22 protein-coding genes are annotated in these 26,888 nt (G+C 63.9%); 17 read left to right on the forward strand and 5 right to left on the reverse strand.

Annotated features, from left to right (window positions below; translation table 11 throughout):
• The first annotated feature begins 44 nt into the window (after positions 1-44).
• Together LRQ04_RS10460 and LRQ04_RS10465 are read left to right on the forward strand one after the other, a co-directional pair.
• Positions 45-1,229: a PLP-dependent aspartate aminotransferase family protein gene (locus LRQ04_RS10460; protein WP_235520089.1), complete on the forward strand. Its 1,185-nt coding sequence runs from the start codon at positions 45-47 to the stop codon at positions 1,227-1,229.
• A gap of 10 nt (positions 1,230-1,239) precedes the next feature.
• A complete protein-coding gene (locus LRQ04_RS10465) occupies positions 1,240-1,581 on the forward strand; it encodes a DUF2516 family protein (RefSeq protein WP_235520090.1) in 342 nt (113 codons plus the stop codon).
• A gap of 6 nt (positions 1,582-1,587) precedes the next feature.
• Here LRQ04_RS10465 and LRQ04_RS10470 read toward each other — a convergent pair whose 3' ends face one another.
• Positions 1,588-2,409, reverse strand: coding sequence for a class I SAM-dependent methyltransferase (locus tag LRQ04_RS10470; RefSeq protein ID WP_235520091.1), 822 nt, complete (start codon positions 2,407-2,409; stop codon positions 1,588-1,590).
• A gap of 102 nt (positions 2,410-2,511) precedes the next feature.
• Here LRQ04_RS10470 and LRQ04_RS10475 point away from each other — a divergent pair, with 102 nt between their 5' ends.
• Positions 2,512-3,258 (forward strand): phosphoglyceromutase, encoded by a 747-nt coding sequence (locus tag LRQ04_RS10475; protein ID WP_235520092.1) that lies wholly within the window; start codon positions 2,512-2,514, stop codon positions 3,256-3,258.
• A gap of 92 nt (positions 3,259-3,350) precedes the next feature.
• Here LRQ04_RS10475 and phoU read toward each other — a convergent pair whose 3' ends face one another.
• On the reverse strand, positions 3,351-4,004 hold the full coding sequence (gene phoU, locus LRQ04_RS10480) for a phosphate signaling complex protein PhoU (RefSeq protein WP_235520093.1): 654 nt from the start codon (positions 4,002-4,004) through the stop codon (positions 3,351-3,353).
• 199 nt (positions 4,005-4,203) lie between these two features.
• On the opposite strand from phoU, the gene LRQ04_RS10485 reads away from it, so the two are divergent.
• Together LRQ04_RS10485 and LRQ04_RS10490 are read left to right on the forward strand one after the other, a co-directional pair.
• Entirely contained in the window at positions 4,204-5,460 is a 1,257-nt protein-coding gene (locus tag LRQ04_RS10485; RefSeq protein WP_235520116.1) for a cell wall metabolism sensor histidine kinase WalK, read from the forward strand.
• Positions 5,457-6,137: a response regulator transcription factor gene (locus LRQ04_RS10490; protein ID WP_211711390.1), complete on the forward strand. Its 681-nt coding sequence runs from the start codon at positions 5,457-5,459 to the stop codon at positions 6,135-6,137. Before LRQ04_RS10485 ends, LRQ04_RS10490 begins: the two co-directional genes overlap by 4 nt.
• A 93-nt stretch (positions 6,138-6,230) precedes the next feature.
• Here LRQ04_RS10490 and LRQ04_RS10495 read toward each other — a convergent pair whose 3' ends face one another.
• Positions 6,231-6,782: a hypothetical protein gene (locus tag LRQ04_RS10495; RefSeq protein WP_235520117.1), complete on the reverse strand. Its 552-nt coding sequence runs from the start codon at positions 6,780-6,782 to the stop codon at positions 6,231-6,233.
• Between the two features lie 293 nt (positions 6,783-7,075).
• On the opposite strand from LRQ04_RS10495, the gene LRQ04_RS10500 reads away from it, so the two are divergent.
• The 6 genes from LRQ04_RS10500 (at position 7,076) to rlmB (ending at position 11,910) form a co-directional block, all read left to right on the forward strand.
• Positions 7,076-7,558, forward strand: a complete 483-nt coding sequence (locus LRQ04_RS10500) for a CarD family transcriptional regulator (protein WP_011690592.1) — start codon at positions 7,076-7,078, stop codon at positions 7,556-7,558.
• Positions 7,559-7,682: 124 nt separating this feature from the next.
• A complete protein-coding gene (gene ispD / locus LRQ04_RS10505) occupies positions 7,683-8,465 on the forward strand; it encodes a 2-C-methyl-D-erythritol 4-phosphate cytidylyltransferase (RefSeq protein ID WP_235520094.1) in 783 nt (260 codons plus the stop codon).
• Between the two features lie 14 nt (positions 8,466-8,479).
• Positions 8,480-9,004, forward strand: coding sequence for a 2-C-methyl-D-erythritol 2,4-cyclodiphosphate synthase (gene ispF / locus LRQ04_RS10510; protein ID WP_235520118.1), 525 nt, complete (start codon positions 8,480-8,482; stop codon positions 9,002-9,004).
• Positions 8,997-9,353: a hypothetical protein gene (locus LRQ04_RS10515; RefSeq protein WP_235520095.1), complete on the forward strand. Its 357-nt coding sequence runs from the start codon at positions 8,997-8,999 to the stop codon at positions 9,351-9,353. The genes ispF and LRQ04_RS10515 overlap by 8 nt, the downstream gene beginning before the upstream one ends.
• Positions 9,354-9,388: 35 nt before the next feature.
• Entirely contained in the window at positions 9,389-10,843 is a 1,455-nt protein-coding gene (gene cysS / locus LRQ04_RS10520) for a cysteine--tRNA ligase (protein ID WP_235520096.1), read from the forward strand.
• Between the two features lie 80 nt (positions 10,844-10,923).
• On the forward strand, positions 10,924-11,910 hold the full coding sequence (gene rlmB, locus LRQ04_RS10525) for a 23S rRNA (guanosine(2251)-2'-O)-methyltransferase RlmB (protein ID WP_235520097.1): 987 nt from the start codon (positions 10,924-10,926) through the stop codon (positions 11,908-11,910).
• Positions 11,911-12,173: 263 nt separating this feature from the next.
• Here the strand turns inward: rlmB and LRQ04_RS10530 are convergent, their stop codons facing one another.
• The gene (locus LRQ04_RS10530; RefSeq protein WP_235520119.1) at positions 12,174-12,983 is read right to left on the reverse strand and encodes a carbon-nitrogen hydrolase family protein; all 810 of its coding nucleotides are present in this window, start codon (positions 12,981-12,983) and stop codon (positions 12,174-12,176) included.
• A gap of 118 nt (positions 12,984-13,101) precedes the next feature.
• Here LRQ04_RS10530 and glgX point away from each other — a divergent pair, with 118 nt between their 5' ends.
• From glgX to LRQ04_RS10545, 3 genes are read left to right on the forward strand one after another with little or no spacing between them, the layout of a single operon-like run.
• Complete coding sequence (gene glgX / locus LRQ04_RS10535; RefSeq protein ID WP_235520098.1) at positions 13,102-15,216, forward strand: glycogen debranching protein GlgX; 2,115 nt, start codon at positions 13,102-13,104, stop codon at positions 15,214-15,216.
• A 24-nt stretch (positions 15,217-15,240) separates the two neighbouring features.
• Positions 15,241-15,720: a ribonuclease domain-containing protein gene (locus LRQ04_RS10540; protein WP_235520099.1), complete on the forward strand. Its 480-nt coding sequence runs from the start codon at positions 15,241-15,243 to the stop codon at positions 15,718-15,720.
• A 6-nt stretch (positions 15,721-15,726) separates the two neighbouring features.
• Positions 15,727-16,086, forward strand: coding sequence for a barstar family protein (locus LRQ04_RS10545; protein ID WP_235520100.1), 360 nt, complete (start codon positions 15,727-15,729; stop codon positions 16,084-16,086).
• Between the two features lie 124 nt (positions 16,087-16,210).
• Here LRQ04_RS10545 and glgP read toward each other — a convergent pair whose 3' ends face one another.
• Positions 16,211-18,835: an alpha-glucan family phosphorylase gene (glgP, locus tag LRQ04_RS10550; RefSeq protein WP_235520101.1), complete on the reverse strand. Its 2,625-nt coding sequence runs from the start codon at positions 18,833-18,835 to the stop codon at positions 16,211-16,213.
• 125 nt (positions 18,836-18,960) lie between these two features.
• Between glgP and LRQ04_RS10555 the strand changes: the two genes are divergently transcribed.
• From LRQ04_RS10555 to LRQ04_RS10565, 3 genes are read left to right on the forward strand one after another with little or no spacing between them, the layout of a single operon-like run.
• Positions 18,961-21,045, forward strand: coding sequence for an alpha-1,4-glucan--maltose-1-phosphate maltosyltransferase (locus LRQ04_RS10555; RefSeq protein ID WP_308194915.1), 2,085 nt, complete (start codon positions 18,961-18,963; stop codon positions 21,043-21,045).
• Positions 21,045-22,841 carry a maltose alpha-D-glucosyltransferase gene (treS, locus tag LRQ04_RS10560; protein ID WP_235520102.1) on the forward strand — a complete coding sequence of 599 codons (1,797 nt, stop codon included), beginning with the start codon at positions 21,045-21,047 and terminating at the stop codon, positions 22,839-22,841. Before LRQ04_RS10555 ends, treS begins: the two co-directional genes overlap by 1 nt.
• 1 nt (position 22,842) lies before the next feature.
• On the forward strand, positions 22,843-26,505 hold the full coding sequence (locus LRQ04_RS10565; RefSeq protein ID WP_235520103.1) for a 1,4-alpha-glucan branching enzyme: 3,663 nt from the start codon (positions 22,843-22,845) through the stop codon (positions 26,503-26,505).
• Positions 26,506-26,888 lie beyond the last annotated feature (383 nt).

Raw genomic sequence — 26,888 nt, forward strand, 5'->3', positions numbered from 1 at the left:
TAACGCCTTTCATCCACAGCCTTGGCCGCGGCTACGCTAAAACCATGAGCCTCTCCGATCAGCGCGCCGCCGAATTGTCTCCGGAAACCGTTGTGGTGGCTGCCGGCCGCCCGGAGCGCGCCCATGATGAGCCCGTGAATCCGCCCATCGTCCTTTCCTCCACATACTTCGGTACCGGCCCGCTCAACGACGGTGACCGCGGCTACGGACGCTACGCCAACCCCACGTGGGACCCCTTCGAGGATGCCTTGGCCAAGCTCGAGGGTGCGTCCCTTCCCGGCCTGCTCTACGCGTCCGGCCTGGCAGCGGTCAGTTCGGCGCTTTCGCTGGTTCCGGCGGGCGGCGTAGTTGTCATGCCTTCACACAGCTACTCGGGCTCACTGGTGATGGCCACCGAGTTGGCGGAGAAAGGCTTCCTGGAGCTGCGGACCGTTGACATCACGGACACGGACGCGGTCAAGGCCCTGATCAGCCCCGAGGAGGGCAAGAAGGCCAACCTCCTCTGGCTTGAGAGCCCCACCAACCCCATGCTCGGCATCGCCGACGTCCGCGCCCTCACTGACGCTGCACACGCCGTGGGCGCCCTCGTCGTCACGGACAATACTTTTTCGACGCCCTTGGTGCAGCAGCCACTGAGCCTTGGCTCCGACGTCGTCCTCCACTCGGTAACCAAGTACCTCGCCGGGCATTCCGACGTTGTCCTCGGTGCGTTGGTGACGTCCAACCCGGAACTGCGGGCCACGCTCCTGCACCACCGGATCATCCACGGCGGCATCGCCGGGCCCTTTGAAGCATGGCTGGCCCTGCGCGGCCTGCGCACGCTGGCGCTGCGGATCGAGCGTTCGCAAGCCTCGGCGGCCACGCTCGCCGAACGCCTCAGCACCCACCCGCGCGTGGAAACCATCCGTTTCCCCGGCCTGGCCACCGATCCAGGCCACCAGCGTGCCAAGGATCAGATGAAGGGCTTCGGTTCCATTCTGTGTATCCAGATCGCCGGTGACCACCACCGAAGCGGCGCTGAGGCCGCGGACGAACTGGTCCGTGCCCTGCAGCTTTGGCTCCCCGCCACTTCGTTGGGTGGGGTGGAGTCCCTTATAGAACGTCGACGCCGGCACGCGGCTGAGCCGGTCAGCGTTCCGGAGAACCTGGTCCGGTTGAGTGTCGGGATCGAAAATGTCGAGGACCTCTGGTCGGACCTGGACCAAGCGCTGAAGTCTTTGGACAGCTAGGCTAAAGGGCGTGGACGGAAAATTCTTGATCGCCATTGTCACCAACGCGGTCTACTTCATTTTGGGATTGGTGGCCCTCGCCCTTGAAGTGTGGGCTTTCGCGGACTGCCTGCGGCACCGGCCCACGCTGTTCGTGGCCGCGTCCAAGCGCACCAAGACGTTCTGGCTGGCCCTTACAGGTGTCGCTTTCGCCATCGGCGCGTTGACGGTCTTCACTGGAGGCAACGGGCTTGGCCTGTTCGGCATCGCAGCTGTCACGGCAGCGTGCGTCTACCTCGCCGACGTCCGTCCTGCGCTCAAGGAAGCCGGCAGCGGCGGCAACCGCAACGTCGGACCATACGGCCCCTGGTAAACAGCGTTATTTCGGCGCCACCGCCTCCCAAGCGACGGTAAGTTCGCCAAGGCGCCACCGGGCTGGCCCGTCCTGAAGCGGCCACCCGGCGTCGTGCAGTGAACGGCACATAGCCGTCCAGCGCTGCCGGTTCCCGAACGACGCCAGGGGAGCCGCCTCCAGCCACGCCTTGTCCATGGCCTGCAGGAAAGCATGGACCGGTTCGCCGGGAACGTTGCGGTGAATGAGCGCCTTGGGCAGCCGTTCGGCTACCTCCGAGGGCAGTTCGAAACTCCCGAACCGCACCGAAAAGCTCAAGCTCAACGGTCGCTCCGGATCCAGCGCCACCCACGTGACGCGCCTGCCGATTTCATCGCACGTTCCATCAATGAACAGGCCCCCGGGGGCCAACCGGGACTGCACCAAGGCCCAGATGTCTTTGACGTCGGCCTCCTCGTATTGCCGCAGCACGTTGAAGGCCCGGACCAACACTGGATTGCCGGGCACGGGGAGCTCGAAGCCGCCCACGTGGAAGCTCAGCCCTGGCCGTTCGAGGGCCTTCGCGGTCCGCACCCGCTCCGGTTCGATCTCGATCCCGCAGACCCGCAAATCCGGGCGGACGGCCTGGAGCCGTTCAAAAAGCTCGACGGCGGTGGTTGGCGAAGCGCCGTAGCCCAGGTCCACCACCAAGGGCTCGACGGCGGCGCGGAGCCGCCACGCCTGCGGCCCGGCCAGCCAACGATCCAGGCGGCGCATCCGGTTGGGGTTGGTGGTGCCACGGGTGATGTTGCCAACGGGTTTCCCGCCCCGACTCCGGGGAGAGCCCACCCGTTCCGCTTTTTGCACCACGGCCAACACTTTATCGGGTCCGATGCGCGCCCCAAGCGTGTAACGGGTGCGCACGCCGTAACGCCCGGCACGGCACCGGACCCCTCGGCTAGGATAAAAACCATGACTTACAAGCTGATTCTGCTGCGCCACGGCCACAGCGACTGGAACGCCAAGAACCTGTTCACCGGTTGGGTGGACGTTGACCTGAACGACCAAGGCCGCAAAGAAGCAGTACGCGGTGGGGAACTCCTGGTTGAGAACAACATCCTCCCGGATATCCTCTACACCTCGCTCCTGAAGCGCGCCATCAACACCGCCAACATGGCACTGGACAAGGCCGACCGCGGTTGGATCCCCGTCAAGCGCGACTGGCGCCTCAACGAACGCCACTACGGTGCCCTCCAGGGCAAGGACAAGGCCCAGACGCTGGCCGAGTTCGGTGAAGAGCAGTTCATGGAATGGCGCCGCAGCTACGACACTCCGCCGCCGCCCCTGTCCGACGACAGCGAATTCTCCCAGGCCCACGACCCCCGCTACGCGGACCTCGGCGACGCCCTGCCGCGCACCGAGTGCCTCAAGGACGTCCTTGTGCGCCTCCTCCCGTACTGGGAATCGGACATCAAGGAGGACCTCAAGGCCGGCAAGACCGTCCTGGTCACCGCCCACGGCAACTCCCTGCGCGCACTGGTCAAGCACCTGGACGGCATCAGCGACGAAGCCATTGCCGGGCTGAACATCCCCACGGGCATCCCGCTGGTGTACGAACTGGACGAGGACTTCCAGCCCATCACCCCGGGCGGAACCTACCTCGACCCCGAAGCAGCAGCCCAGGCCATCCTCGCGGTGGCCAACCAAGGCAAAAAGTAAGCTTCGCGGTTCTTCGCCGCGCCGCAAAACGACGGCGGCCGGTCACCTTTCATGAAAGGTGACCGGCCGCCGTCGTATCTGCAGTTGTAAGGCTAGAAGCCCTCGGGCTGCCATTCGCCCGTCACCAGGTAGGTGACCTTCCGGGCGACGGAGACGCCGTGATCAGCGAAGCGCTCGAAGTAGCGGCTGGCCAAGGCAACGTCCACGGTGGTGGACGGGCTTTCAGTCCAGTCCGGGGAAGCGATCGCCTTGAAGACGCTGAGGTGGAGGTCGTCCACGGCGATGTTGATCTTGAGGATGTCGCGGGCAACCTCAAGATCGCGGGTTTCGAGAAGCTCGATGACCTTCGCGGTGATCTCAATGTCGTGCTGCGCCATGGCCTTGAAGGTCTGGGTCATTGACGCGGGGATGACCGTTGCCGGGTAACGGAGGCGTGCCAGCTGGGCTACGTGGCGGGCGAGGTCGCCCATGCGCTCCAGCGAAGCGCTCATGCGAAGCGAACCGACGATCATGCGGAGGTCGCTGGCCACGGGACCCTGCAACGCCAGGATGTCGATGGCGCGCTCGTCGAGGCTGTTCTGCAGGAAGTCGATGCGGGCGTCCGCTGCGATGACGTCCTGGGCCAGATCCACGTCGGCGCCTTCGAAGGATGTTGTGGCCTTCGTGATTGCTTCGTGAACCAGCTTGGAGATCTCGATGAGGTCGTCACCTACCTGGGTAAGTTCCGCCTGAAAAACCTTGCGCACTAAGGCGTCCTTTCCTTGGAAATCCCGTTCCCATGATGGGGGTCGGATCTCAAAACCATTGACAGTCCAACCAGTAACTGTGTCAGGGGTCAGTGAACTGTTCGGCACCTTTAGATGAACGTTAGTTGAACCGTCCGCGTTTGGCCCCGGATCCATGCTCGGCCGTGTTTCAACAGCATAAGCTGGACCCGTGGATCCATTGCTCATAGGTGTCGTCGCAGGCCTCGTTGGCCTGTCATTGGGCGTCTTTGGCATGCTCGCATTCAAGCTCAGCGAACGCCAGCGGAGCATTGTCGATCTCGACGTCACTGAACCCCTGCTTCCTGAAGGCGCAGCGGAAGTCCTTGCCGTCGTCGGGCGTGCCTTCGTGGTGGTGGACGCCATTGATGGCGTGGTCCGCGCAAGCCCCGCCGCCTACGCCTACGGCCTGGTCCGCGGTCACACCGTGGTGCACAAGCAACTTCTGGACATGACCGCGAAGGTCCGCCGTGATGGCGTGATTCTGGAGGAACAGTACGAGCTTCCGCGTGGACCGTTGGGCAAGGGCACCATCGTGGTCCAGGTCCGCGCTGCCATGCTCGGCTGGGAATACATCGTGCTCCTGGCCGACGACCGCACCGAGATCACCCGCACGGAGGAGATCCGGAACGACTTCGTGGCCAACGTCTCCCACGAACTCAAGACGCCCGTGGGCGCCATTTCGTTGCTTGCCGAGGCGCTTGAAGCCTCGCCCGACGACGAAGAAGCGGTGCGGCGCTTTGCCAAGCGCATGCACAAGGAATCCGGCAGGCTCGCGGCCCTGGTCCAGGACATCATTGAACTATCCCGCCTGCAGGGCGCCAATGTGGCCCAGCAAGGGCACGCCGTGGACATCAACACAGTCATCAACGAAGCCGTGGACCGCTCGCAGCTCCCAGCCGAAAGCAAGAACATCCAGATCGTGGTGGGCGGCCATTCCGAGTCCCTGGTTTTCGGTGACCGCGACCTCCTGGTGACGGCCCTGCGGAACCTGATCGACAACGCGATCCGCTATTCGCCCGAGAACACGCGGGTCGGCGTCGGCGTCAGGACCCGCGAAGGCGTCGTGGCCATTTCCGTCACGGACCAGGGCGAGGGCCTGACTCCCGAGGACCAGGAGCGCGTCTTCGAGCGCTTCTACCGCGTGGACGCCGCACGTTCCAGGCACACCGGCGGTACGGGCCTTGGCCTGAGCATCGTCAAGCACGTGGTCTCCAACCATGGCGGCGAGGTGACCGTTTGGTCCCAGCCCGGCCAGGGTTCCACGTTCACTGTCCGCCTGCCGGAGATGGAAGGCCAGGACGACGACGCCGGCCTGCCGCCAACGGCGCACGAACTTCCGGCGGCCGCGGCCGCCGTCGAACCCCATCACGCGAGCCAAAACGCGAGTGAAAAAACGGGCGCCAGCGGTGCCCAAGAGCAAGGAGCCAGCGCTTGAGCCGGATTTTGATAGTTGAGGACGAGGAGTCCTTTAGCGATCCCCTTTCCTATTTGCTGGGCAAGGAGGGTTTCGACGTTGAGGTCGTGGACAACGGCAGCGACGCTTTGGTGGAGTTCGATCGGAATGGCGCCGACCTGGTGCTCCTTGACCTCCAGCTGCCGGGCACTCCGGGCACCGAAGTCTGCCGCCAACTGCGTCAGCGCTCCAGCGTTCCTGTGATCATGCTGACCGCCAAGGACTCGGAGATCGACAAGGTAGTGGGCCTGGAACTCGGCGCCGACGATTACGTCACCAAGCCCTATTCCTCCCGTGAGCTTGTAGCCAGGGTCCGCGCCGTCCTTCGCCGTCAAGGGGAACCGGAGGAGCTGATCACGTCCACCGTGCAGGCCGGTCCTGTCCGCATGGACATCGAGCGCCACGTGGTGAGCGTGAACGGCGAGCAGGTGTCCCTGCCGCTGAAGGAGTTTGAGCTGCTGGAAATGCTGCTCCGGAACTCCGGCAGGGTCCTGACGCGTGGCCAACTGATCGACCGCGTTTGGGGTTCGGACTACGTGGGGGACACCAAGACCCTGGACGTCCACGTCAAGCGGCTCCGCAGCAAGATCGAGCCCGATCCCTCGCTGCCGCGCTACCTGGTGACTGTACGGGGCCTGGGCTACAAGTTCGAGCCATAAGCCTTCGCTCCCCACGGGCGGGTAGAAAACAAAAGGAAGGGTTCCGCCGCGGCGGAACCCTTCCTTTGTTGTATGGCTTTCGTGTGCCGCCTGCTAGTGGCCGGCTGCTGCCGACTCCGTGGAGGTAGCAGTGGTGGACGGCGTGGCCGATCCGGACGGCGAAGGCGTTGCCGAGCTGGACGGAAGGTACTTCTTGTATTCGGGCAGCGTTCCGTTGACAACAGGAATGTTGATCTGGGCGGAATCGGAACCGCTGCGGACCGTTACCTTCGCCAGGCCGCCGGGTGCAGCGCCGGCCGTGCTGAGTACGGCAGCGTCGCTTTGCTCGTTCAGGTAGGTCTCCGACTTTGCCTTGACGGGGATTTCCGTCTGGGCGCCGTCCGCTCCGCTGATGGTCAGCGTTGCGTCCGAGTCGGACTGGTTGAATACGGCACCGATGACGCGGCCGGATTCCTTCTCGCCCGAAGCAACAATCAGCATGTTGCGCAGCTGCAGCTTGCCGAGATCAGCTTTGATCCCGTCCGATGCCGAGTACTGGTGGGTAGTCTGCTGGGCGTTGACGAATCCGCAGCCGGTGACGGACAGAAGACCGACGCCGATTGCAGCCGCCGCAATTGCCAGCTTGCCGCGCTGGACAGGGTTCATCGCAGTATTGCGCACGACACCTACTCCTCAAGAGTCATTGGAACACTTTTCAGCCATAGCCTATCGGCAAACCCGTCGAAATAAGGATTCGGGGAGCGTATGTGGCGCAGTCAACGGGAACGATTTGTCCGACAGCTTCCCTGTTCGAAGCATCTTTCCTTGATTACGTCAAGAGGTTGGACGAATCCCTTTTGGGCCTCTTTCCCAGTATTGGCGCGGCTGAAGAGCCCATTCGATGCCAGTCGTATGCCTTAATCGTGATAGACTAATCTGCGGGAAAGGGGAAAGTCCACATGGTTTTTGAGGTCGGCGAGACAGTAGTTTACCCTCACCACGGTGCAGCAAAAATTGAGGAAATCAAGATGCGCACCATCAAGGGCGAAGAGAAGATGTATCTCAAGCTCAAGGTGGCTCAGGGTGATCTGACCATTGAAGTTCCAGCAGAGAACGTTGACCTTGTTGGGGTCCGGGACGTAGTGGGCAAAGAAGGCTTGGAGCACGTTTTTGACGTTCTCCGCGCCGAGTTCACTGAAGAGCCTACCAACTGGTCACGTCGTTACAAGGCGAACCTGGAGAAGCTTGCTTCGGGCGATGTCATCAAGGTGGCAGAGGTCGTTCGCGATCTTTGGCGTCGTGATCACGATCGCGGCCTTTCCGCAGGCGAGAAGCGCATGCTGGCCAAGGCGCGGCAGATTCTGATTTCAGAACTGGCCCTGGCTGAGAAGACGGATGAAGAGAAGGCTGCAAGCGTTCTTGACGAGGTCTTGGCTTCCTAAGAATTGAGCCCCGGTGGTGCGAAAGCGCCGCCGGGTTTCTTTTTGCCCAAAAACGTGGGCGCCGTTCCACGGAACCCGCCCGCCATGTGGGTATTCCATGCAGAATGCGCATAACCTTGGGCGCATGACTCATCCTTCCAAGCGCGCCGTTACGGCCGTGATCGTGGTGGCAGCCGGTTCCGGCGAACGCCTCGGATACGGCATGCCCAAAGCCCAGGTTCCGCTGGGCGGGGAAACCATCCTGATGCACGCACTGCGTGGCGTGGTGGCATCCGACGTCGCACGCCAGGTCTGCGTCGCCGTGCCCCAGGGCGATACTGCCCTCCGCGCGCTGATCGCCGAATTCACCGTTGACCTCGTTGACGGTGGCCCTGAAATTTCAGTCGTCGACGGCGGATCGACCCGCGCCGATTCCGTCCGCGCCGCTTTGGCTGCCTTGGAAGACGGGACCGAGTTCGTCCTCGTGCACGATGCTGCCCGCGCCCTGGCCCCGGAGCGCGTCTTCGAGCGGGTGGCCGAGGCCTTGGCCGCAGGCGCTAAAGCCGTCATCCCCACAATGCCCGTGGTCGACACGATCAAGACGGTCGCCGGGACCGACGGTGCGGATGCCTTGATCGCCCCTGAATTGGTCACCGGCACGGCTCCCCGCGAAGAGCTCCGCGCCGTACAGACCCCGCAGGGCTTTGAACTGGCTACGTTGCTCCGCGCCCACGAGGCTGCCGGGCTCTTCGACGGGAAGCAGGCCGCGGCCGTCACCGACGACGCTATGCTCGTCGAACTCCTGGGCGTCCCCGTTCACGCCGTTCGCGGGGCCAGCCAATCACTGAAAATCACGACGCCGTTGGACCTCATCATCGCTGAAGGCCTGCTCGAGGGTCCCCTCGGCATCCGGTGGGTGGAGGGATAGTGGCTGCCGAGAACATGCTGCTGCCCCGGACCGGCATCGGCATCGATGTCCACGCCTTTGCCCCTGACGACGACCCCCAGCCGCTCTGGTTGGGCGGGCTTCTTTGGGAGGGTGAGCAAGGGCTGTCAGGCCATTCCGACGGCGATTGCGTCGCCCACGCAGCTGCGGACGCGCTTTTCTCCGCCTGTGGCATCGGCGACCTCGGAACGCACTTCGGCACGGACCGCCCCGAGTACGCCGGGGCGTCGGGGGTCAAGCTTCTCGGAGAAGCCGCCCGGATCGTGCGCGAGGCAGGCTTCGAAATCGGCAACGTAGCCGTCCAGTTCGTCGCCAACCGACCAAAGTTCGGCCCCCGGCGCGAGGAATCCCAACGGGTCCTGAGCCAGGCCGCCAACGCTCCGGTCAGTGTCACCGCTACCACCAGCGACGGTCTGGGTTTCACCGGACGCGGCGAAGGTATCTCCGCCGTCGCCACTGCCCTCGTCTACCCGGCTGCCAGCCCCCACCCGGGACCCGCGAAAGGTGCGCCGCATGCCTAAGTCACCTACCGGCGTCGTACGTCCCGCCGTGCTGCTGTCCGCAGGGCTTGCCGCCGTGCTCCTGCTGGGCGGCTGTGCAGGGGCGCCAAAGATGGACGTGAAGGCCAGTTGCGACTTCCTGAACGGTGACGCCTTCAAACCGGACGGCAACCAACAACAGCAGTCGAAGCAGCTCGCTGAGCACTACCACGAGCTGGGGGACAAGCTGGCCCCGGAGATTGCCGATCCCATCAAGGAAATGGCCGCGATCATGGACAAGGCTGCTGCCTCGTCGCTGGGGGCGGCCACCCAGGAGCAACAGGAAAAGCTCAAGGTGCAGTTCAACAAGATCGGCGAATACTGCAAGTAGGCAGGTCATGCCGCGTCATCGGCTAATCTGGAGCGGTGACCCTGCGCTTTTATGACACCGCCTCCGCCGAAGTCCGCGACTTCGTTCCCCTCGAAGACGGCAAGGCCAGCGTCTACTACTGCGGAGCCACCGTCCAGGGAATGCCACACGTGGGTCACGTCCGGTCCGCCATCGCTTTCGACCAGCTGACCCGTTGGCTGGAATTCCGCGGCCTCCGCGTCACCGTGGTGCGCAACGTCACCGACATTGACGACAAGATCCTGGCCAAGTCCCAGCAGTCGTTTGGCCCGGACTGGGACGCTGAACCCACGGCCAAGCATGCCGAGGAATGGTGGGCTTTGGCCTACCGGTACGAGCAGGAATTCGAGAAAGCCTACGAATCCCTGGGCGTCCAGCGGCCCACCTACGAGCCCCGTGCAACCGGACATATCCCGGAGATGCACGCACTCATCCAGCGGCTCATCGACCGGGGACACGCCTATCCTGCGCTGGACGACTCCGGGGACGTCTACTTCGATGTCCGCTCGTGGAGCAAGTACGGCTCGCTGACGCGGCAAAACATTGATGACATGCAAGGCGCCGCCGACGCCGACCCTCGGGGCAAGCGCGACGCCCGCGACTTCGCGCTGTGGAAGGGTTACAAGGAAGGCGAGCCTGTCACCGCGAAGTGGGATTCGCCGTGGGGTGCGGGCCGTCCTGGCTGGCACCTCGAGTGCTCCGCCATGGTGACCAAGTACCTGGGCACGCGTTTCGATATCCACGGTGGAGGACTGGACCTCCGCTTCCCGCACCACGAGAACGAGATGGCGCAGTCCCAAGCTGCAGGGGACGAGTTCGCCAACTTCTGGATGCACAACGGCATGGTCACTTTCGAAGGCGAAAAGATGTCCAAGTCCATTGGCAACACCGTAAGCCCCGCCGAAATGCTGGAGCTCGCCTCACCACGCGTGGTCCGCTACTACCTCGGCCAAGCACACTACCGCTCCGTCCTGGACTACCGGCCCACGTCGCTCCAGGAAGCCGCCGCGGCCGTGGAACGCATTGACGGGTTCATCTCCAAGGCCACGGCAAAGGTGGGCCGGGACGCCGTCGAGATCGCACCCCAAAGTGCCATGCCCGCTGCCTTCATTGCCGCCATGGACGACGACCTCAACGTGCCCCAGGCGCTCGGTGTGCTGCACGAAACCGTCCGCGCTGGGAACACTGCGCTGGCCTCCGGTGACCTCGAGGCGACCAAGGCTGCGCTTGATTCCGTGATGTCCATGACAGAGGTCCTTGGCCTGGATTCCGTCACCCAGCCCGAAGCTACCCGGGGCCGGGAGCACGCCGCGCTGGAAGTCCTGGTGGAAGCCCAACTCCAGGCGCGCGCAGCAGCGAGGGCCAGCAAGGACTGGGCAGCATCCGATGCCATCCGTGACACGCTCGCTGCCGCCGGCGTCGTCGTCGAAGATGGTGCGGACGGCGCTACCTGGAGCCTGAAGCGCGACTGACAAGGGGCCTCGACGGCCGAATTGCATTGGGTCAGTAGACTTGATTCCAGACTTACTCACGAAATCAAGGATGGAATCTCATGGCCAATAATGGTCGCCGGTCGGTCAAGCAGAAGAAGGGCCCCACCACCGGAACCGGTGGCCACGGCCGCAAGGCCCTGGAAGGCAAGGGTCCTACGCCCAAGGCGGAGGACCGCACCTACCACAAGGCATTCAAGAACAAGCAGCTCGCGGAGCGCTCGGCCGCCAAGCGCGGGCCGGCACGTCCGGGCTCAGGCGCACGCTCAGGTCCCAAGGGCCGCGCGACGGAAGAACTGGTTACTGGACGCAACTCCGTGGTCGAAGCCCTCCGCGCGGGTATCCCGGCCAAGGCGCTGCACGTAGCCATCCGCATTGAGATGGACGACCGCGTCAAGGAATCCCTGAAGCTCGCAGCCGAGCGCGGTATCCCGCTGCTCGAAACCGGCAAGCCCGAGCTCGACCGCCTGACCGAGGACGCCGTCCACCAGGGGCTCGTACTGCAGATCCCGCCCTACGAATACCAGGACGCGTACGACCTCGCCGACGAAACCATCGCCAAATGGAAGAAGGGGCACATCTCCAACGCCCCCATCTTCGTGGCCCTCGACGGCATCACCGACCCCCGCAACCTCGGCGCGATCATCCGCTCCGTCTCCGCGTTCAGCGGCCACGGCGTGATCGTCCCCGAGCGTCGCTCCGTCGGCGTCACAGCGTCCGCTTGGAAGACCAGCGCCGGTGCCGCTGTCCGCGTGCCCGTGGCCCGCGCGTCGAACCTCAACAACGCGCTCAAGCAGTTCAAGAACATGGGCATCTACGTCCTGGGCCTGGACGGCGACGGCGATGTTTCGTTGCCCGACCTCACCGTAGCCACCGAACCGGTGTGCATCGTGGTTGGCTCCGAAGGCAAGGGCCTGAGCCGTTTGGTCCGCGAAAACTGCGACCAGATCGTGTCCATCCCGATTGACTCGTCCATGGAGTCGCTCAACGCATCCATGGCCGTGGGAATCTCGCTGTACGAAGTATCGAGGCAGCGTTCCGCCAAGTAGGCCCCAAGGCGCCGCAAGCGCCATCCTCGTGATGGCTCTCGTGGCGCCTTTCGTGCGCCTCGACCCGACGCTCTCGCACGTCCCGCCTGTTTGGGGTGGACGCTCTCTCACGTCCCGCCAGTTTGGGGTGGACGCTCTCTCACGTTCCGCCTGTTTGGTGTGGACGCTCGCTCAGTTCTCGCCGCGATGTGGAGGAGCGTTGGGCTCAAGGGGTAGGGATGTGAGAGAGGGACGGCCGGGAGGGGTAGGGATGTGAGGGAGGGCTAGAAGTCGCGGCGGTTGGCCAGGACGGGAAGTTTTTGGCGGGCTTCTTCGACGTCGGCGGGGTCGAGGTCGGCGAAGATGAGGCCGGGCTCGCTTTCGAGCGCCTCCAGGACCTGGCCAAAGGGGGATACGACGGCGGAGTACCCGACTCCCGTGGGCGCGGTGCCTTTGGCTTCGATGCCTTGGGTGGCGGGGTCCCCCTGGCCACAAGCGAGCACGAACGTGGTGGTGTCCACGGCGCGGGCCCTGGCCAGAAGCTGCCATTGCTCGGCCTTGCCGGGTCCTGATCCCCATGACGCGGACACGATGTTCACCACGGCGCCGCGTTGGGCGTTGGCCGTGAAGAGTGCAGGAAACCGGATGTCGTAGCAGGTGGCCAAACCGAAGGTGACGCCGCCGGCGTCGAACGTCACCGGGTCTGTACCGGCCTCAACGGTGTCCGATTCCGCAAAGCCGAACGCGTCGAAGAGGTGGATCTTGTCGTAACTGGCCTCGACGCCGGGCCCGGTGACCAGAAGCGTGTTCCGCACCCGCGGATTACCCGCCTCGGAGGGAGCGCCGGGTGTGAACATACCCGCGACGATCACCACATCAAGCTCCTCAGCGAGGGCGCGCACGTGGCTGGCCCACGGTCCGTCGAGGGGTTCGGCGATGTCCAACAGCGAGTTCCCGAACGCGCGCATCATGGCCTCCGGGAAAACCACAAGCCCGGCTCCGCCCTCCTTGGCGCGGCGGGCGTACTCCTCCAGGAGCCGCAGATTTTCGGTCAGATCCCGGCCGGTGATGACTTGGGCGAGTGCAACGCGCACCATTGAACCTCCAGTTGTCTCCGTTCCAGTATGCCAAGTAATGAATTCACTGGGCCGAACGTCGTCACATGAGCGCCGGACGCGGCACATAGTGGGCGTGGAACTAAACTTGCAATCAATGGTTATGCCTATCTTTGACACAGAAGCTGCCGTCGATGCGTCGCGGCCCCGGCCCCTCGGACTGAGCACGCCCCAGCCCGGCCTTTCCGGTGCGACGGATGCGCAGGACCATGAAGTGAATGTGGCCGTCTTCGCGCCTGACTTGGAGCGGGTGGAGGTTGCCTTCCAGTCCCCGGGTGCCCCATGGCGCGCGCAGGTTCTTCCCAACGTGGAAGATGGCGTGCATTTCGGGCTGATCGCCGGAATGCCGCCCGGCACCCGTTATGGTTTCCGCGAGGCACCCGCAGAGGCTGGCCTCCCCATGCCGGTTCCTGCTTTGGACCTGGACGACGACGGCGGGACCGGGCTGCTGCTCGACCCCTACGGTCGCGCTGTGGACCAGCGGGGCGAGTTCCTCACGAGCGTCTACATGGACAACAGCTTTGATTGGGGCGACGACCAGCCGCCAAAGACACCCATGCGGACGTCCGTGATTTATGAAGCCCACGTCCGCGGGCAGACGATGCTTCACCCGGACATCCCGGAGCACCTCCGCGGCACGTACGCGGGAATGGCGCATCCTGTCATGATCCAGCACCTCACGGAGCTGGGGATTACCGCGGTTCAGTTGTTGCCCATCCACTTCCACTTGGATGAGGCGCACCTGCAGGACCTTGGCATGACCAACTACTGGGGCTACAACACGGCGGCATTCTTTGCCCCGCATGCCGACTACGCCACCGAGGCTGCCCGGAGCGCCGGCCCGCACGCAGTGCAGGATGAGCTCAAGGGCATGATCAAGTTGCTGCATGCGGCCGGCATCGAGGTGATCCTCGATGTTGTGTACAACCACACAGCCGAGGCAGGACCTGACGGGCCCGCCATCAGCTTCCGGGGGTTGGCTGAGAAGCGCTACTACCGGCACGACGCCCACGGACGCTACCTGGACACCACCGGCTGCGGAAACACGTTGGACTTCAGCGATCCGGTGGTAGTGGACCTTGCCCTGGATTCCTTGCGTTACTGGGTGAACGACTTCCACGTGGACGGTTTCCGCTTCGACCTTGCGGTGACCCTGTGCCGTGACGCGGGGAACACATTCGACCCGCAGCACCCATTCCTGCAAGCCATTGCCGAGGACCCGGTGTTGTCTGAGGTAAAGCTCATCGCCGAGCCGTGGGATGTAGGCTATGGCGGCTGGCAGACAGGCCGCTTCCCGCAGGGCTGGTCGGACTGGAATGACCACTTCCGCGACGGCGTACGCAGCTTCTGGCTGTCCGACCGCGCAGCCATTGAGGCCGGTGGCCAGGGTGGTTCCGTGGCGTCGTTAGCCGAGCTCATGGCCGGTTCAGCCAATCTCTTTGCCTCGTCCGGGCGGACGCGCCTGGCCTCAGTCAACTTCATCACGGCCCACGATGGCTTCACGTTGAAGGACCTGGTCAGCTACGACCGTAAGCACAATGAGGCCAACGGTGAGCAGAACCGCGACGGGCACGGCGACAACCGGAGCTACAACCACGGCGTGGAGGGCCGCAGCGAGAATGAGGCGATTGTTGCCGCCCGTTCCTTGTCCATCCGCAACCTGATGGCCACGTTGCTGCTGTCCTTCGGTGTCCCCATGATCACGGCCGGTGACGAGCTTGGCCGAACACAGCAGGGCAACAACAATGCTTACTGCCAGGACAACCCCACGGCCTGGCTGGACTGGAGCCGCACGCAGGAAGCCAACGCCATGTTCCGGACCACACGGGAGCTGGTCAGGCTTCGCAGGTGGTTCCTGCGGCACCAGCCGGACAGCTTCCCTGGCCAGGCGAATGAGACGAGCCTGCAGTGGTTCGATGACAAGGGCAAACGGATGACTCCGGCCCGCTGGAACGACCCCAACGTCCGCTCGGTCCAACTGCTGATGGGCCATGAAGACAGCGAGATCAGGGGCCTGATCGTCGTAAACGGCAGCAACCACGACGTGAAGATGATCTTGCCGGAGATCCTGAGCGAGTCGGGCATCGGCAAGCGGATGTTTGAACTCCGCTTCACCACGTCGGTGCTGCACGAGCGTCGCAAGGGGGCGTTGGTGGCGTCGGGCGAGCGGGATATCCTGCAAGCCAACACCATCAACATCTACCGCACGTAGCCCCAACCGAACAGGAAATCCCACATGAACCGCAGCCGCAGCAAACTGGTGGCTTTCGCGGGGCTGGTGATCGCCGTCGTCGTGCTTGTCGTCGCCATGGTGGGCGGCGGCGCCCTGACCGCCCCCTTCACCGCGCCGCTGACACCTTCCAGCGCGCAAACCGGGACGCCGGTACCTGGCGCCGTTTCCACGGCGGCCGCCGGCGTGGCGAACCCTTCCAGCCTGCCCACGATCAACGCGTCGCAGCTCCCCAAGGAAGCCCGGCAGACACTGGCCCTGATCGCGAAGGGTGGTCCATACCCGTACGACCGTGACGGCGTGAACTTCGGCAACTTTGAAGGATTGCTCCCCAAGAAGACCAGCGGCTTCTATAAGGAGTACACCGTTGTTACGCCGGGAGAATCGGACCGCGGCGCACGCCGGATCATCGTGGGCAAGGACACCGCCAAGTACTACACCGCCGACCATTACGTGTCGTTCAAGTTCATTGTCGAAGGCAAGTAGGAGCCCATGAAAATCTATTCAGCAGATACCTGGACCCTTGAAGAACTCCAGGAACAGGTTTCCGACGCCGGTCGCCGCACCCTTCTGGTCCCTCCCGCCAACACTAAGCAGGCGGTGCTGGAAGTTTTCGGCCAGGTCCTGGACTTCCCCGAGTTCTACGGCGTGAACCTGGACGCCTTGAACGACTCCCTGCACGACTACGCGGACGCCTTGTCAGAGGACGACGGCGGCCCGGTCACCATGATCTGGCAGGTCCCGGCGGCCTACCGAACGGACCGCTCCTTCGGCGTGGTCTGCGAGATCCTGCAGGACGCAGAGCGCTACGCCGGCCGCGACCTGGCAGTCATCGCGGTTTTCGAGAACTAAAATCGCCGAACCGGCCTAACTGCCTCACGCCCTACTGGGCAACAGTGGTCCGGAAGCGTGCGTCAAAGGCAAGGAACGAGCCAGCACGCGGAGGATCAGTGTTGCCCAGCGGGCGGACACAGGCTTACGCGTTCGCGATCAACCCCAGTTCAGCCTTGGAAGCCAACGCCGAGTGCTTCGGGAACACGCGGACGGTGTAGCCGAAGGAGCCGGAGCGGTTGATGACCAGGGAGCCGTTGAAGAGGTGGCGTCCGTTCCCGAGGTCTTCCACGGAAGCCAGTTCCGCCACCACCACGTCCTCCAGCTCATCGGTCTCTTCGGCGCGACCGAAGGCGACCTCCACGGAGACATCGTCAGGTGTCAGGTTGTTGAGGGCCACGTAGGCGTTGACCTGCAGGGTGTCGCCCACCTGGGGTTCCTCGGACACGCCGACGGAGTCCACATGCTCCACCACGACCTCGGGCCACGCGCTCCGCACCTTGGATATCCAGGCAGCGAGTTCCTTCGCTTCCTTGAACGATTCAGCTACAGCGCGGCGCCCCGAAACAGCGGCCGGGCAGTAGAGGTTGTTCACGTAGTCGTGCAGCATGCGTTCTGCCGAAACCGCCGGGCCGAGGTTGGCCAGGGTGTGCTTGATCATGGATACCCAGTGGGTGGGCACCGTCTCGGTGCTGGACTCGGACGGACCTGCCGCACCGGCACCCTGGGCCACGGTGGTGCCGTAGAAGCGCGGCGCCACCTGGGTTTCCAGCAGCTCGTACAGTGCGGATGCTTCGATGTCGTCGCGCTCGTCGGCGGAGGCGTTGTTGTTGGCCGTGGGGATGGCCCAGCCGTTTTCGCCGTCGTACATTTCGTCCCACCAGCCGTCGAGGACGGACAGGTTGAGCGAGCCGTTGATGGCGGCCTTCATGCCGGAGGTACCGCAGGCTTCGAGCGGGCGGAGCGGGTTGTTGAGCCAGACGTCGCAGCCAGGGAAGAGGGTCCGCGCCATGGCGATGTCGTAGTTGGGCAGGAACACGATCCTGTGCCGGACTGCGGGGTCGTCGGTGAAGCGGACCAGATCCTGGATCATCTTCTTACCGGCGTCATCCGCGGGGTGGGATTTTCCGGCGATGACCAACTGGATGGGGTGCTTGGGGTCCAGGAGCAGGGCCTTCAGGCGCGCTGGGTCGCGGAGCATCAGGGTGAGCCGCTTGTAAGTGGGGACGCGCCGGGCGAAGCCGATGGTGAGGACGTCGGGGTCCAGCACCGAGTCGGTCCACCCGAGTTCGGCGTCCGCGGCCCCGCGCTTCTTCCACGACGCCCGGAGACGGCGTCGAACGTCGTCGATGAGCTGGGCGCGCAGGTCGCGGCGGAGCGCCCACACGTCCTCGTCGCTGACGTTGTAGGCCAGGTCCCAGCGTCCCAGCGCTTCAGCTTCGGCGCCGAACTGGTGCCGGGCCAGGGAAGAGATGCGCGGGTCCACCCAGGTGGGGACGTGGACGCCGTTGGTGACGGATGTGATGGGAATTTCCGAGTGGTCGAATCCCGGCCACAGCCCGGCGAACATTTCGCGCGAAACCACGCCGTGCAGTTTGGCGACGCCGTTGGCCCGCTGCGCGAGGCGCAGGCCCATGACGGCCATGTTGAAGACGGAGGGGTTGCCGCCTTCGTAGTTTTCCCGGCCGAGTTCCAGGATCCGGTCGGTGGGAACGGCAGGCGCCAGTCCGGCGTCGAAGAAGTGCTTGATCTGCACGGTCTCGAAGCGGTCGATGCCTGCGGGCACGGGGGTGTGCGTGGTGAAAACGGTGGAGGCGCGTCCCGCGGCCAGGGCTTCGTCCCAGCTGAGGGGATCGGTGGCGTTGGACATGGCTTCCTGAATGCGTTCGATGCCCAGGAAACCTGCGTGGCCTTCATTGGTGTGGAAAACCTCGGGCGCCGGCGTGCCGGTGAGCTCCTGGTAGACGCGGAGGGCCTTGACGCCGCCCATGCCCAGCAGCAGTTCCTGCTGGAGGCGGTGATCGCCTCCGCCGCCGTAGAGGCGGTCGGTGATGCCACGAGCAGCTTCGTCGTTGGACGGAACGTTTGAGTCCAGCAACAGCAGTGGAACGCGGCCGACGTCGGCACGCCACACGTGCGCATGGAGTTCACGGCCGTTGGGCAGCGGCAGGGAAATGTGGACTGGCTTGCCGGGGACGCCGTCCTTGCCGGGGTGGCGGAGCAGGGTCAGCGGCAGGCCGTCCGGGTCCAGGACGGGGTACGTTTCCTGCTGCCAGGCGTCGCGCGACAGGGACTGCTTGAAGTAGCCGGCCTGGTAGAGGAGGCCGACGCCGATCAGCGGCACGCCGAGGTCGGACGCGGCTTTGAGGTGGTCGCCTGCCAGGATGCCGAGGCCACCGGAGTACTGCGGCAGGACCTCGGTGATGCCGAACTCCGGGGAGAAGTAGGCGATGCAGGCGGGAGCGTCCTCTCCGAGACCCTGGTACCAGCGCGGTTCGCTGAGGTACCGGTCCAGGTCCGCTGCCGCGTCCTGCACACGGGACACTACGTCGCCGTTGTTGGCGAGGTCCTGAAGCTGTTCACGGCTGATCGACCCCAGAAGGGCTATGGGGTCGTGTTGCGAGGCCTCCCAGAGAGCCGGGTTAAGGCTCGCAAAAAGTTCCCTGGTGGGCCTGTGCCAGGACCAGCGCAAGTTGGTCGCCAAGCGGGCCAGGGGCCTGATGGGCTCAGGGAGGACGGTGCGGACTGTAAACCTTCGAATTGCCTTCACGAGCGCCACACTAACGGACTGGCATGGCAGTCGGAACCGGATTGGGTTTCTTTTAGGTAAAAGTCATCTTGCGCAGAGGAGAAAGGTCGTTTGCTTAGCATTTCCGGATTTTTGTCGCTAACGTCGTGCTTGTGACGAATACCGTGCGAAACATCACCGCCCTGAAAACCAAGACGAAAACGGACATCACCGACGGACTTCGTTTCGGCCGGTTCCCCATCACGGCTGTTCAGCCGGTGGTGGAGGGTGGCCGTTTCCCGGCGAAGGCCCTGCCGGGGGAGGACCTCGTGGTGGGTGCCACGGTCTTCCGTGAAGGCCACGACCAGCTTGGTGTGTCCGCTGTGCTGCTCGACCCGAGGGGCCGGGAGCGCCAGCGTGTGCGCCTGAATCCCGCCCAGGGCGAACAGTGGAAGGGCCTTGACCGGTGGGAGGGCCTCATCACCCCCGGTGGCACTGGCGCTTGGTCATTCGTCATCGAGGCGTGGCACGACCGCTACGGAACCTGGCACCACAACGCAGAGGTCAAGATCGCCGCCGGCATCGACGTCGAGTTGATGCTCGCCGAGGGCGCAGCCCTCCTGGCTGAAGCAGCCGACGACGCCGGGCGCAGCGGGGCAGACAAGCGCACCTTGCGTGCCGCTTCCGTCGTGCTGGCCGACACCTCCAAGTCTGCCGAGGAGCGCCTTGCTGCCGGGTTCAGCGCCCAGGTGCTGGCCGCCGTCGAGCGCCTTCCGATCCGCGAATTGGTGACCGTTTCCGAACGCTTTCCCCTGCAGGTGGAGCGCGACCTCGCCGGCCGGGCCGCCTGGTACGAGTTCTTCCCCCGTTCCGAGGGCGCGGTTTTCGACCACAACACCGGGGTGTGGACGTCCGGCAACTTCCGTACGGCGGCGAAGCGGCTCGACGCCGTGGCGGAGATGGGATTCGATGTCATCTACATGCCGCCCATCCATCCGATCGGCTTCCAGCACCGGAAGGGACGCAACAACACCCTGACTCCGGGGCCCAACGATCCGGGTTCGCCGTGGGCAATTGGTTCCAAGGACGGTGGCCACGATGCCATCCACCCGGAGCTGGGAACGTTTGAGGATTTTGACGCTTTTGTTGCCCGCGCCAACGAGCTGGGGCTTGAGGTAGCGCTGGACCTCGCGTTGCAGGCCGCCCCGGACCACCCCTGGGTGACGTCGAACCCCGAATGGTTCACGACGCGGGTGGACGGGTCCATTGCATATGCGGAGAACCCGCCCAAAAAGTACCAGGACATCTACCCGCTGAACTTTGATAATGATCCCGCGGGCCTGTCGAAGGAAATCCTGCGGATCGTGCTCTTGTGGATCAGCCACGGTGTGAAGGTCTTCCGCGTGGACAACCCGCACACCAAACCGGTCTGGTTCTGGGAGTGGCTGATCGGGAAGGTCAACAAGAAGCACCCCGACGTCGTTTTCCTCGCCGAAGCTTTTACCCGGCCACCCATGATGCATGCCTTGGGCCGCGCCGGTTTCCAGCAGTCCTACACGTATTTCACGTGGCGCAACACCAAGACGGAACTGGAAGAGTACTTCTACGAGGTCAGCCACGTTACCCCGGCCTACTTCCGGCCCAACTTCTTCGTCAACACCCCTGACATCCTGACCGAGTACTTGCAGTACGGCGGTCCGGCGGCCTTCAAGATCCGCGCGGCCCTGGCTTCCACAGCCAGCCCGTTGTGGGGCGTGTACGCCGGCTACGAGCTGTATGAGCACGTTGCCCGCCCTGGTGCTGAGGAGTACATCGACAACGAAAAGTTCGAGATCAAGGCCCGGGACTGGGAGGGTGCCGCCGAGTCCGGGCGGACCCTGGCCCCGTACATCACGCGGCTCAACGCCATCCGCAAGGACCACGTGGCGTTGGGAGACCTGCAGAACCTGACGTTGCACCACAGCACCGACGACGCCACGATTGTCTACTCCAAGCACAAGACCCTGCCGGACGGCACCAAGGACACGTTGATTATTGTGGTCAACGTGGATCCCCACAGCACCCGGGAGAGCACGGTTTCCCTGGACCTGGCAGCGTTGCAGCTGGACCCTGAGGACTTCAACGAGGACGGCCGTTTCCGCGTGGATGACCTGATCAGCGGGCAGAGCTGGGAGTGGGGCGAGCACAACTACGTCCGCCTTGACGCCCATGTCGAACCGGCACACATCCTGAGCATCAGGAGGCAGCCTTAGTGAGTTTCTCTCCGCAAAACCCCAGCCAGTACTTCACTCCGAAGAACACCTTCGAGTTGAACGCCCCAGGTCTCCAGCACGATCCGAACTGGTACCGCAAGGCAGTCTTCTATGAGGTACTGGTGCGGGCCTTTGCGGATGCCAACGGGGACGGCTCGGGCGATTTCCATGGCCTGATCGACAAGTTGGACTACTTGCAGTGGCTGGGCGTGGATTGCCTCTGGCTGCCGCCGTTCTTCCATTCCCCGTTGCGTGATGGCGGCTACGACATTGCGGACTACACCTCGGTGCTGGACGAGTTCGGGACCATCAGCGATTTCAAGCGGTTGGTGGCTGAGGCGCACGCCCGCGGCGTCCGGGTGATCATCGATCTTCCCCTGAACCACACCTCGGACCAGCACCCTTGGTTCCAGGAATCACGCAAGGACCCCACGGGCCCCTACGGGGATTTCTATGTGTGGAGTGACACGGACGAGAAGTACCAGGACGCCCGCATCATTTTCGTTGATACGGAAGAGTCGAACTGGACCTTCGACCCTATCCGCCGCCAGTTTTTCTGGCACCGGTTCTTCAGTCACCAACCCGACCTGAACTTCGAGAACCCCAAGGTCATCGAGGCCCTCTTCGACGTGGTGCGGTTTTGGCTGGACCAGGGGATCGACGGCTTCCGTGCCGATGCCATCCCCTACCTGTTCGAAGAAGAGGGCACCAACTGCGAGAACCTGCCGGCCACGCACGCCTTCCTGCAGGACCTTCGCCGGATGGTGGACGCGAATTACCCGGGCCGAGTGATCATCGCGGAGGCCAACCAGCCGCCGCATGAAGTGGTGGAGTATTTCGGCACGGAGGAAGCTCCTGAATGCCATATGGCCTTCCACTTTCCGATCATGCCGCGGCTGTATTACGCCCTGCGGGACCAGAAAGCCGCGCCAATCATCGAGACGTTGCGGGAGACCCCGGAGATTCCCAAGGGTGCCCAGTGGGGCACATTCCTCAGGAACCACGACGAGCTCACCCTGGAGATGGTGCCGGCCGAGGAGCGTGCCGCGATGCTGGGGTGGTACGCCCCGGATCCGCGCATGCGGGCCAACATCGGTATCAGGCGCAGGCTGGCCCCGCTGCTGGATAATTCCCGCGCCGAGATCGAACTGATCAACGCGCTGTTGCTGTCCCTGCCTGGCAGTCCCTTCCTTTACTACGGGGATGAGATCGGCATGGGAGACAACATCTGGTTGGACGACCGCGACGCCGTCCGCACGCCCATGCAGTGGAACCCCGATCGGAATGCGGGCTTCTCCGGGGCGGATCCGGGAAAGCTGTACCTGCCGGTCATCCAGTCGCTGGTCTACAACTACAGCATGGCCAACGTTGAGGCGGAGGCGGCGCACTCCGGTTCGCTGCTGCGCTGGACGCGGCAGATTCTCAGCGTTCGAAAGAACCATCCGGTGTTCGGCTTGGGCGGTTTCCGACACATTGAGGCCGATCACGAGGTAGTGCTGGCGTACGTGCGAGAGTTGCCGCCCGGTAATCCGGAGGGGGAGGACGCCGAAACCATACTGTGTGTCTTCAACCTTTCGCAGCACCCCGTGGCAGCTACCTTGGACCTTCCCGAGTTTGCGGGCCGCGGCCTGCGCGATATCTTCGGCGGCCAGCCTTTCCCGGCCGTCGGCGAGAACGGCAACCTGACCGTGATGCTGGGCAGCCACAGCTTCTATTGGCTGCGGCTTCGCTCGGCGTCTTCCAATCCATCGTCGCCTTTTACCCAGGCGATCCCCGTGGTGTCGACCAAAGGATGAGATGAGCAAGGGAACGAACAACCCCGCCATTGAAAGTCTTCTCCGGACCTGGCTCCCCACCAAGCGCTGGTTCCCGGTGAAGAGCCCCGATTTTGCTGTTGAGCAGGTGGGCGGTTTCAGACTCCCGGCCGCCGGCAATGAGGCCGTGTTCGAGGTGGTGTTGTTGGCAGTCACCTACCGGACGGCCGACGGAGGTCCCCGGACTGACGTCGTCCAGGTGCCGTTGAGCTTCCGCAGCCAGCCGCTTGTGGACGCGCCCACAGCGCTCTTGGGCGAGTTCACTGATCCGGAACGCGGGCTCCAACTGGTGTACGACGCCGTGTACGACTCCGCGTTCGTTTCCGCTTGGCTGGACTTCATGCGCAGCGAAGCCTCCTTGGAGGACAGCCCGGCGCAGGGGCATCTCACCCACGGCAAGGTCACGCTCCCCAGGAATCCGGTTTCTGCGCGGGTCCTCTCCGGTGAGCAATCGAATACCTCGGTCATCATCGACGACGGCGACTCGGCCGCCATCCTCAAGGTTTTCCGCGTGCTGGCGGCCGGCAAGAACCCGGAAGTGGAGCTGGGCGCAGCACTGACGGCGGCCGGAACCAGCGAGGTTCCCGCGACGCTTGGTTGGATCACCGGCTCGTGGCACCAACCGGCGTCGAACGGTTCCGCAACCGCCACCGGTGAGCTGACAGTCGCCCACGAGTTCCTCCTGGGTGGGCAGGATGCGTGGCGCCTGGCCGTCGACGCCGCGGCGGCAGGGAAAGATTTCACCGCAGAAGCCCGCGGCTTGGGAGCTGCGACAGCCACGGTCCATGCCCGTCTGGCCGAAACGTTCGGCGTTCTGGACGGTCAGGCGCAGGGCCCGGACATCATCGCCACTGTTGCCAGGCGGGTCCGTCAGTCCTGGGCAGAGGCCGCCTCCGCCGTCGGGCCTTACGACGCGAATGTTCAGGAACTGCTGGACACTTTGGACCCGCGCGACGTCGGGCAGCTGCAACGAGTGCATGGCGATCTTCACCTTGGGCAGATCCTCTGGGTCCCGGGCGCGGAAGACCGCGCAGGCCGTTGGGCCATCCTGGACTTCGAAGGGGAACCCCTGCGCACCATCGACGAACGCAACATGCCCGACCTTCCCCTGCGGGACGTGTCGGGAATGCTGCGGTCCTTCGACTACGCCGCAGGCGCCGCCACGCGCGAGAACGCCGACGCCACGGTGCCCGAAACCTGGGTGGATGACTGCGCTGCCGCCTTCCTTGAGGGGTACAGCGACGTCACCCCCGGAACCATAGACCGCCGCTCGCCGCTCTTTGTGGCATTGTGGCTGGACAAGGCCTTATATGAGGTGGTCTACGAGCTGCGAAACCGGCCCGACTGGCTGTCGATCCCGGTCAACGCATCGCGACGAATCCTCGACAACACAAGCCGCGGCAAGCATGCGGCAGCTACAGCGGAAGGTAATGACATGACTGGCTCTGCACGTACCGAACGGCCCCGAGTCCCACTGCACGTGGATTCCGAGACCTTGGAACGCGTGGCAGCGGGGGCTTACCACGCACCGCACTCCGTGCTCGGCGCCCATCTGGATGATCACGGCCACGTCACCATCCGGACCGTGAAGCACTTGGCCAAGTCCGTTGCGGTGGTGACCGAAGCCGGACGCACGGACATGACGCACGAGGCACACGGTGTCTGGGCTGCCGTCCTGGAACCGCTGCAGGCCGGCCACGTGCCGGACTACCGTTTGGAAGTGGTGTACGACGCCGAGACGGTCACCGTTGATGACCCGTACCACTACTTGCCCACGGTGGGTGAGGTAGACCTGCACCTGATCGGCGAAGGCCGGCACGAGCGGCTGTGGGACGTCCTTGGTGCCCATGTGCAGCACTACAGGTCCTCGCTGAGCGAAGTGGACGGTGTTTCCTTCGCGGTTTGGGCTCCCAACGCGCAGGCTGTCCGGGTCAAGGGTGACTTCAACGGCTGGGACGGCCGCTCTCACGGCATGCGTTCCCTGGGCTCCTCGGGCGTATGGGAACTCTTCATTCCCGGTGTTGTAGCAGGGGCGTGCTACAAATACGAGATCCTGACCAAAGAAGGGCAGTGGATCGAGAAAGCGGACCCCCTGGCGTTCGGGACCGAAGTTCCGCCGCTGACTGCCTCGCGCGTGGTTGATCCGAGCTACCGTTTCAAGGACGAAGAGTGGATGGCTGCCCGCGCACAAAGGGATCCCCACAATTCGCCGATGAGCGTCTACGAAGTCCACCTGGGCTCCTGGCGTTTGGGCCTTGGTTACAAGGAACTGGCCAAGGAACTCGTCGACTACGTGAAGTGGCTTGGCTTCTCCCACGTGGAGTTCATGCCCGTCGCCGAGCACCCCTTCGGTGGCTCGTGGGGCTACCAGGTGACGTCCTACTTTGCGCCGACTTCCCGGTTCGGGCACCCGGACGAGTTCCGGTACCTTGTGGACTCCCTGCACCAGGCAGGCATCGGCGTGCTCCTCGACTGGGTCCCGGCGCACTTCCCCAAGGACTCCTGGGCCTTGGCCAAGTTTGACGGCCAGCCCCTGTATGAGCACTCCGATCCCGCCCTCGGTGAGCACCCGGACTGGGGAACACTGATCTTTGACTTCGGGCGCAGCGAGGTCCGGAACTTCCTGGTGGCCAACGCGCTGTACTGGTTGGAGGAGTTCCACATCGACGGCCTGCGCGTGGACGCAGTGGCCTCCATGATCTACCTGGATTACTCCCGCGAAGAAGGCCAGTGGCGGCCCAACAAGTTCGGTGGCCGTGAAAACCTCGAGGCCATCTCCTTCATGCAGGAGGTCAACGCCACGGTCTACAAGTCCCATCCGGGAGCCATCATCATCGCCGAAGAGTCCACGGCATTCCCCGGTGTGACGGCTCCGACCAACCATGGCGGGCTCGGCTTCGGGCTCAAATGGAACATGGGCTGGATGCACGATTCTTTGAAGTACATCTCCGAGGATCCCATCAACCGCAAATGGCACCATGGCACCATCACGTTCTCCCTCGTCTATGCGTTCACGGAAAACTTCCTGCTGCCCATCAGCCATGACGAGGTAGTTCACGGCAAGGGTTCCATGCTTCGTAAGATGCCGGGTGACCGGTGGCAGCAGCTGGCAAACCTTCGTGCCTTCTTTGCATACCAGTGGGCGCACCCGGGCAAGCAGCTCATCTTCATGGGTACCGAGTTCGGCCAGGAAGCGGAGTGGTCCGAACAGTACGGGTTGGACTGGTTCCTTGCCGACATCCCGGCCCACCGCGGACTCCAGCTTTTGATCAAGGACCTCAATGAGCTGTATTCGTCGACGCCGGCCTTGTACCAACGCGACAACGAAGCCGGCGGTTTCCAGTGGATCAACGGCGGGGACGCGGACCACAACGTCCTCACCTTCATCCGGTGGGACCACGAAAGCAAGCCGCTGGTCTGTGCCATCAACTTCTCCGGCGGCCCGCACAAGGACTACATCCTGGGTGTACCTGGAGCAGGGGAGTGGGTGGAGGTGCTGAACACCGACGCCGAAACGTATGGCGGCTCGGGTGTCGTCAACGCCGGCACCTTGAAGGCCAGCGCGCCGGGAACCGATGGACAGCCGGCGGCGCTCACGGTCACGCTTCCGCCGCTTGGGGCCTCGTGGTTCGCGCCCTCCGAATAGACCCACGCTCTCTCACGTAATCACCCCTTCCGGCCGACGCTCTCTCACGTAATCACCCCTTCCAGCCAACGCTCCTCCACTGTGGTGGGGGAGCGTTGTTGTCAGGCAAGTCCGTCCCGAGACGGGGCTTTGCCAAGCCAGCAGAGTGTGTGTATAGTTAATACCCGCGCTGCTCCCCAGTGGAGGAAGGCGAAACCGACATGAATCCTCAAGGAAAATCTAGTCAACTTCGCCGATTTGACCCGGAGGCGGGCAGCGGGTAAGTTTGAAAAGTTGCTCCGGAGCGAGCCAGTCAAGGCTGGTGGTACTGCTTTGGAATAGTGACCTGTTGTTTGAGAACTCAATAGTGTGCCAAGTTTGTTGATACCGATTGTTTTTTGATT

Origin of the sequence: Paenarthrobacter sp. AR 02 (genome assembly GCF_021538675.1) — a bacterium.
Classification (GTDB): Bacteria; Actinomycetota; Actinomycetes; order Actinomycetales; family Micrococcaceae; genus Arthrobacter.

Bases quoted from the DNA above. Each gene is read 5' to 3' on its own strand.
- LRQ04_RS10460 (WP_235520089.1), top strand. From the start codon at position 45: ATGAGCCTCTCCGATCAGCGCGCCGCCGAATTGTCTCCGGAAACCGTT.
- LRQ04_RS10475 (WP_235520092.1), top strand. From the start codon at position 2,512: ATGACTTACAAGCTGATTCTGCTGCGCCACGGCCACAGCGACTGGAAC.
- LRQ04_RS10495 (WP_235520117.1), bottom strand. From the start codon at position 6,782: ATGAACCCTGTCCAGCGCGGCAAGCTGGCAATTGCGGCGGCTGCAATC.
- LRQ04_RS10500 (WP_011690592.1), top strand. From the start codon at position 7,076: ATGGTTTTTGAGGTCGGCGAGACAGTAGTTTACCCTCACCACGGTGCA.
- ispD (WP_235520094.1), top strand. From the start codon at position 7,683: ATGACTCATCCTTCCAAGCGCGCCGTTACGGCCGTGATCGTGGTGGCA.
- ispF (WP_235520118.1), top strand. From the start codon at position 8,480: ATGCTGCTGCCCCGGACCGGCATCGGCATCGATGTCCACGCCTTTGCC.
- LRQ04_RS10515 (WP_235520095.1), top strand. From the start codon at position 8,997: ATGCCTAAGTCACCTACCGGCGTCGTACGTCCCGCCGTGCTGCTGTCC.
- rlmB (WP_235520097.1), top strand. From the start codon at position 10,924: ATGGCCAATAATGGTCGCCGGTCGGTCAAGCAGAAGAAGGGCCCCACC.
- glgX (WP_235520098.1), top strand. From the start codon at position 13,102: ATGGTTATGCCTATCTTTGACACAGAAGCTGCCGTCGATGCGTCGCGG.
- LRQ04_RS10540 (WP_235520099.1), top strand. From the start codon at position 15,241: ATGAACCGCAGCCGCAGCAAACTGGTGGCTTTCGCGGGGCTGGTGATC.
- LRQ04_RS10545 (WP_235520100.1), top strand. From the start codon at position 15,727: ATGAAAATCTATTCAGCAGATACCTGGACCCTTGAAGAACTCCAGGAA.
- LRQ04_RS10565 (WP_235520103.1), top strand. From the start codon at position 22,843: ATGAGCAAGGGAACGAACAACCCCGCCATTGAAAGTCTTCTCCGGACC.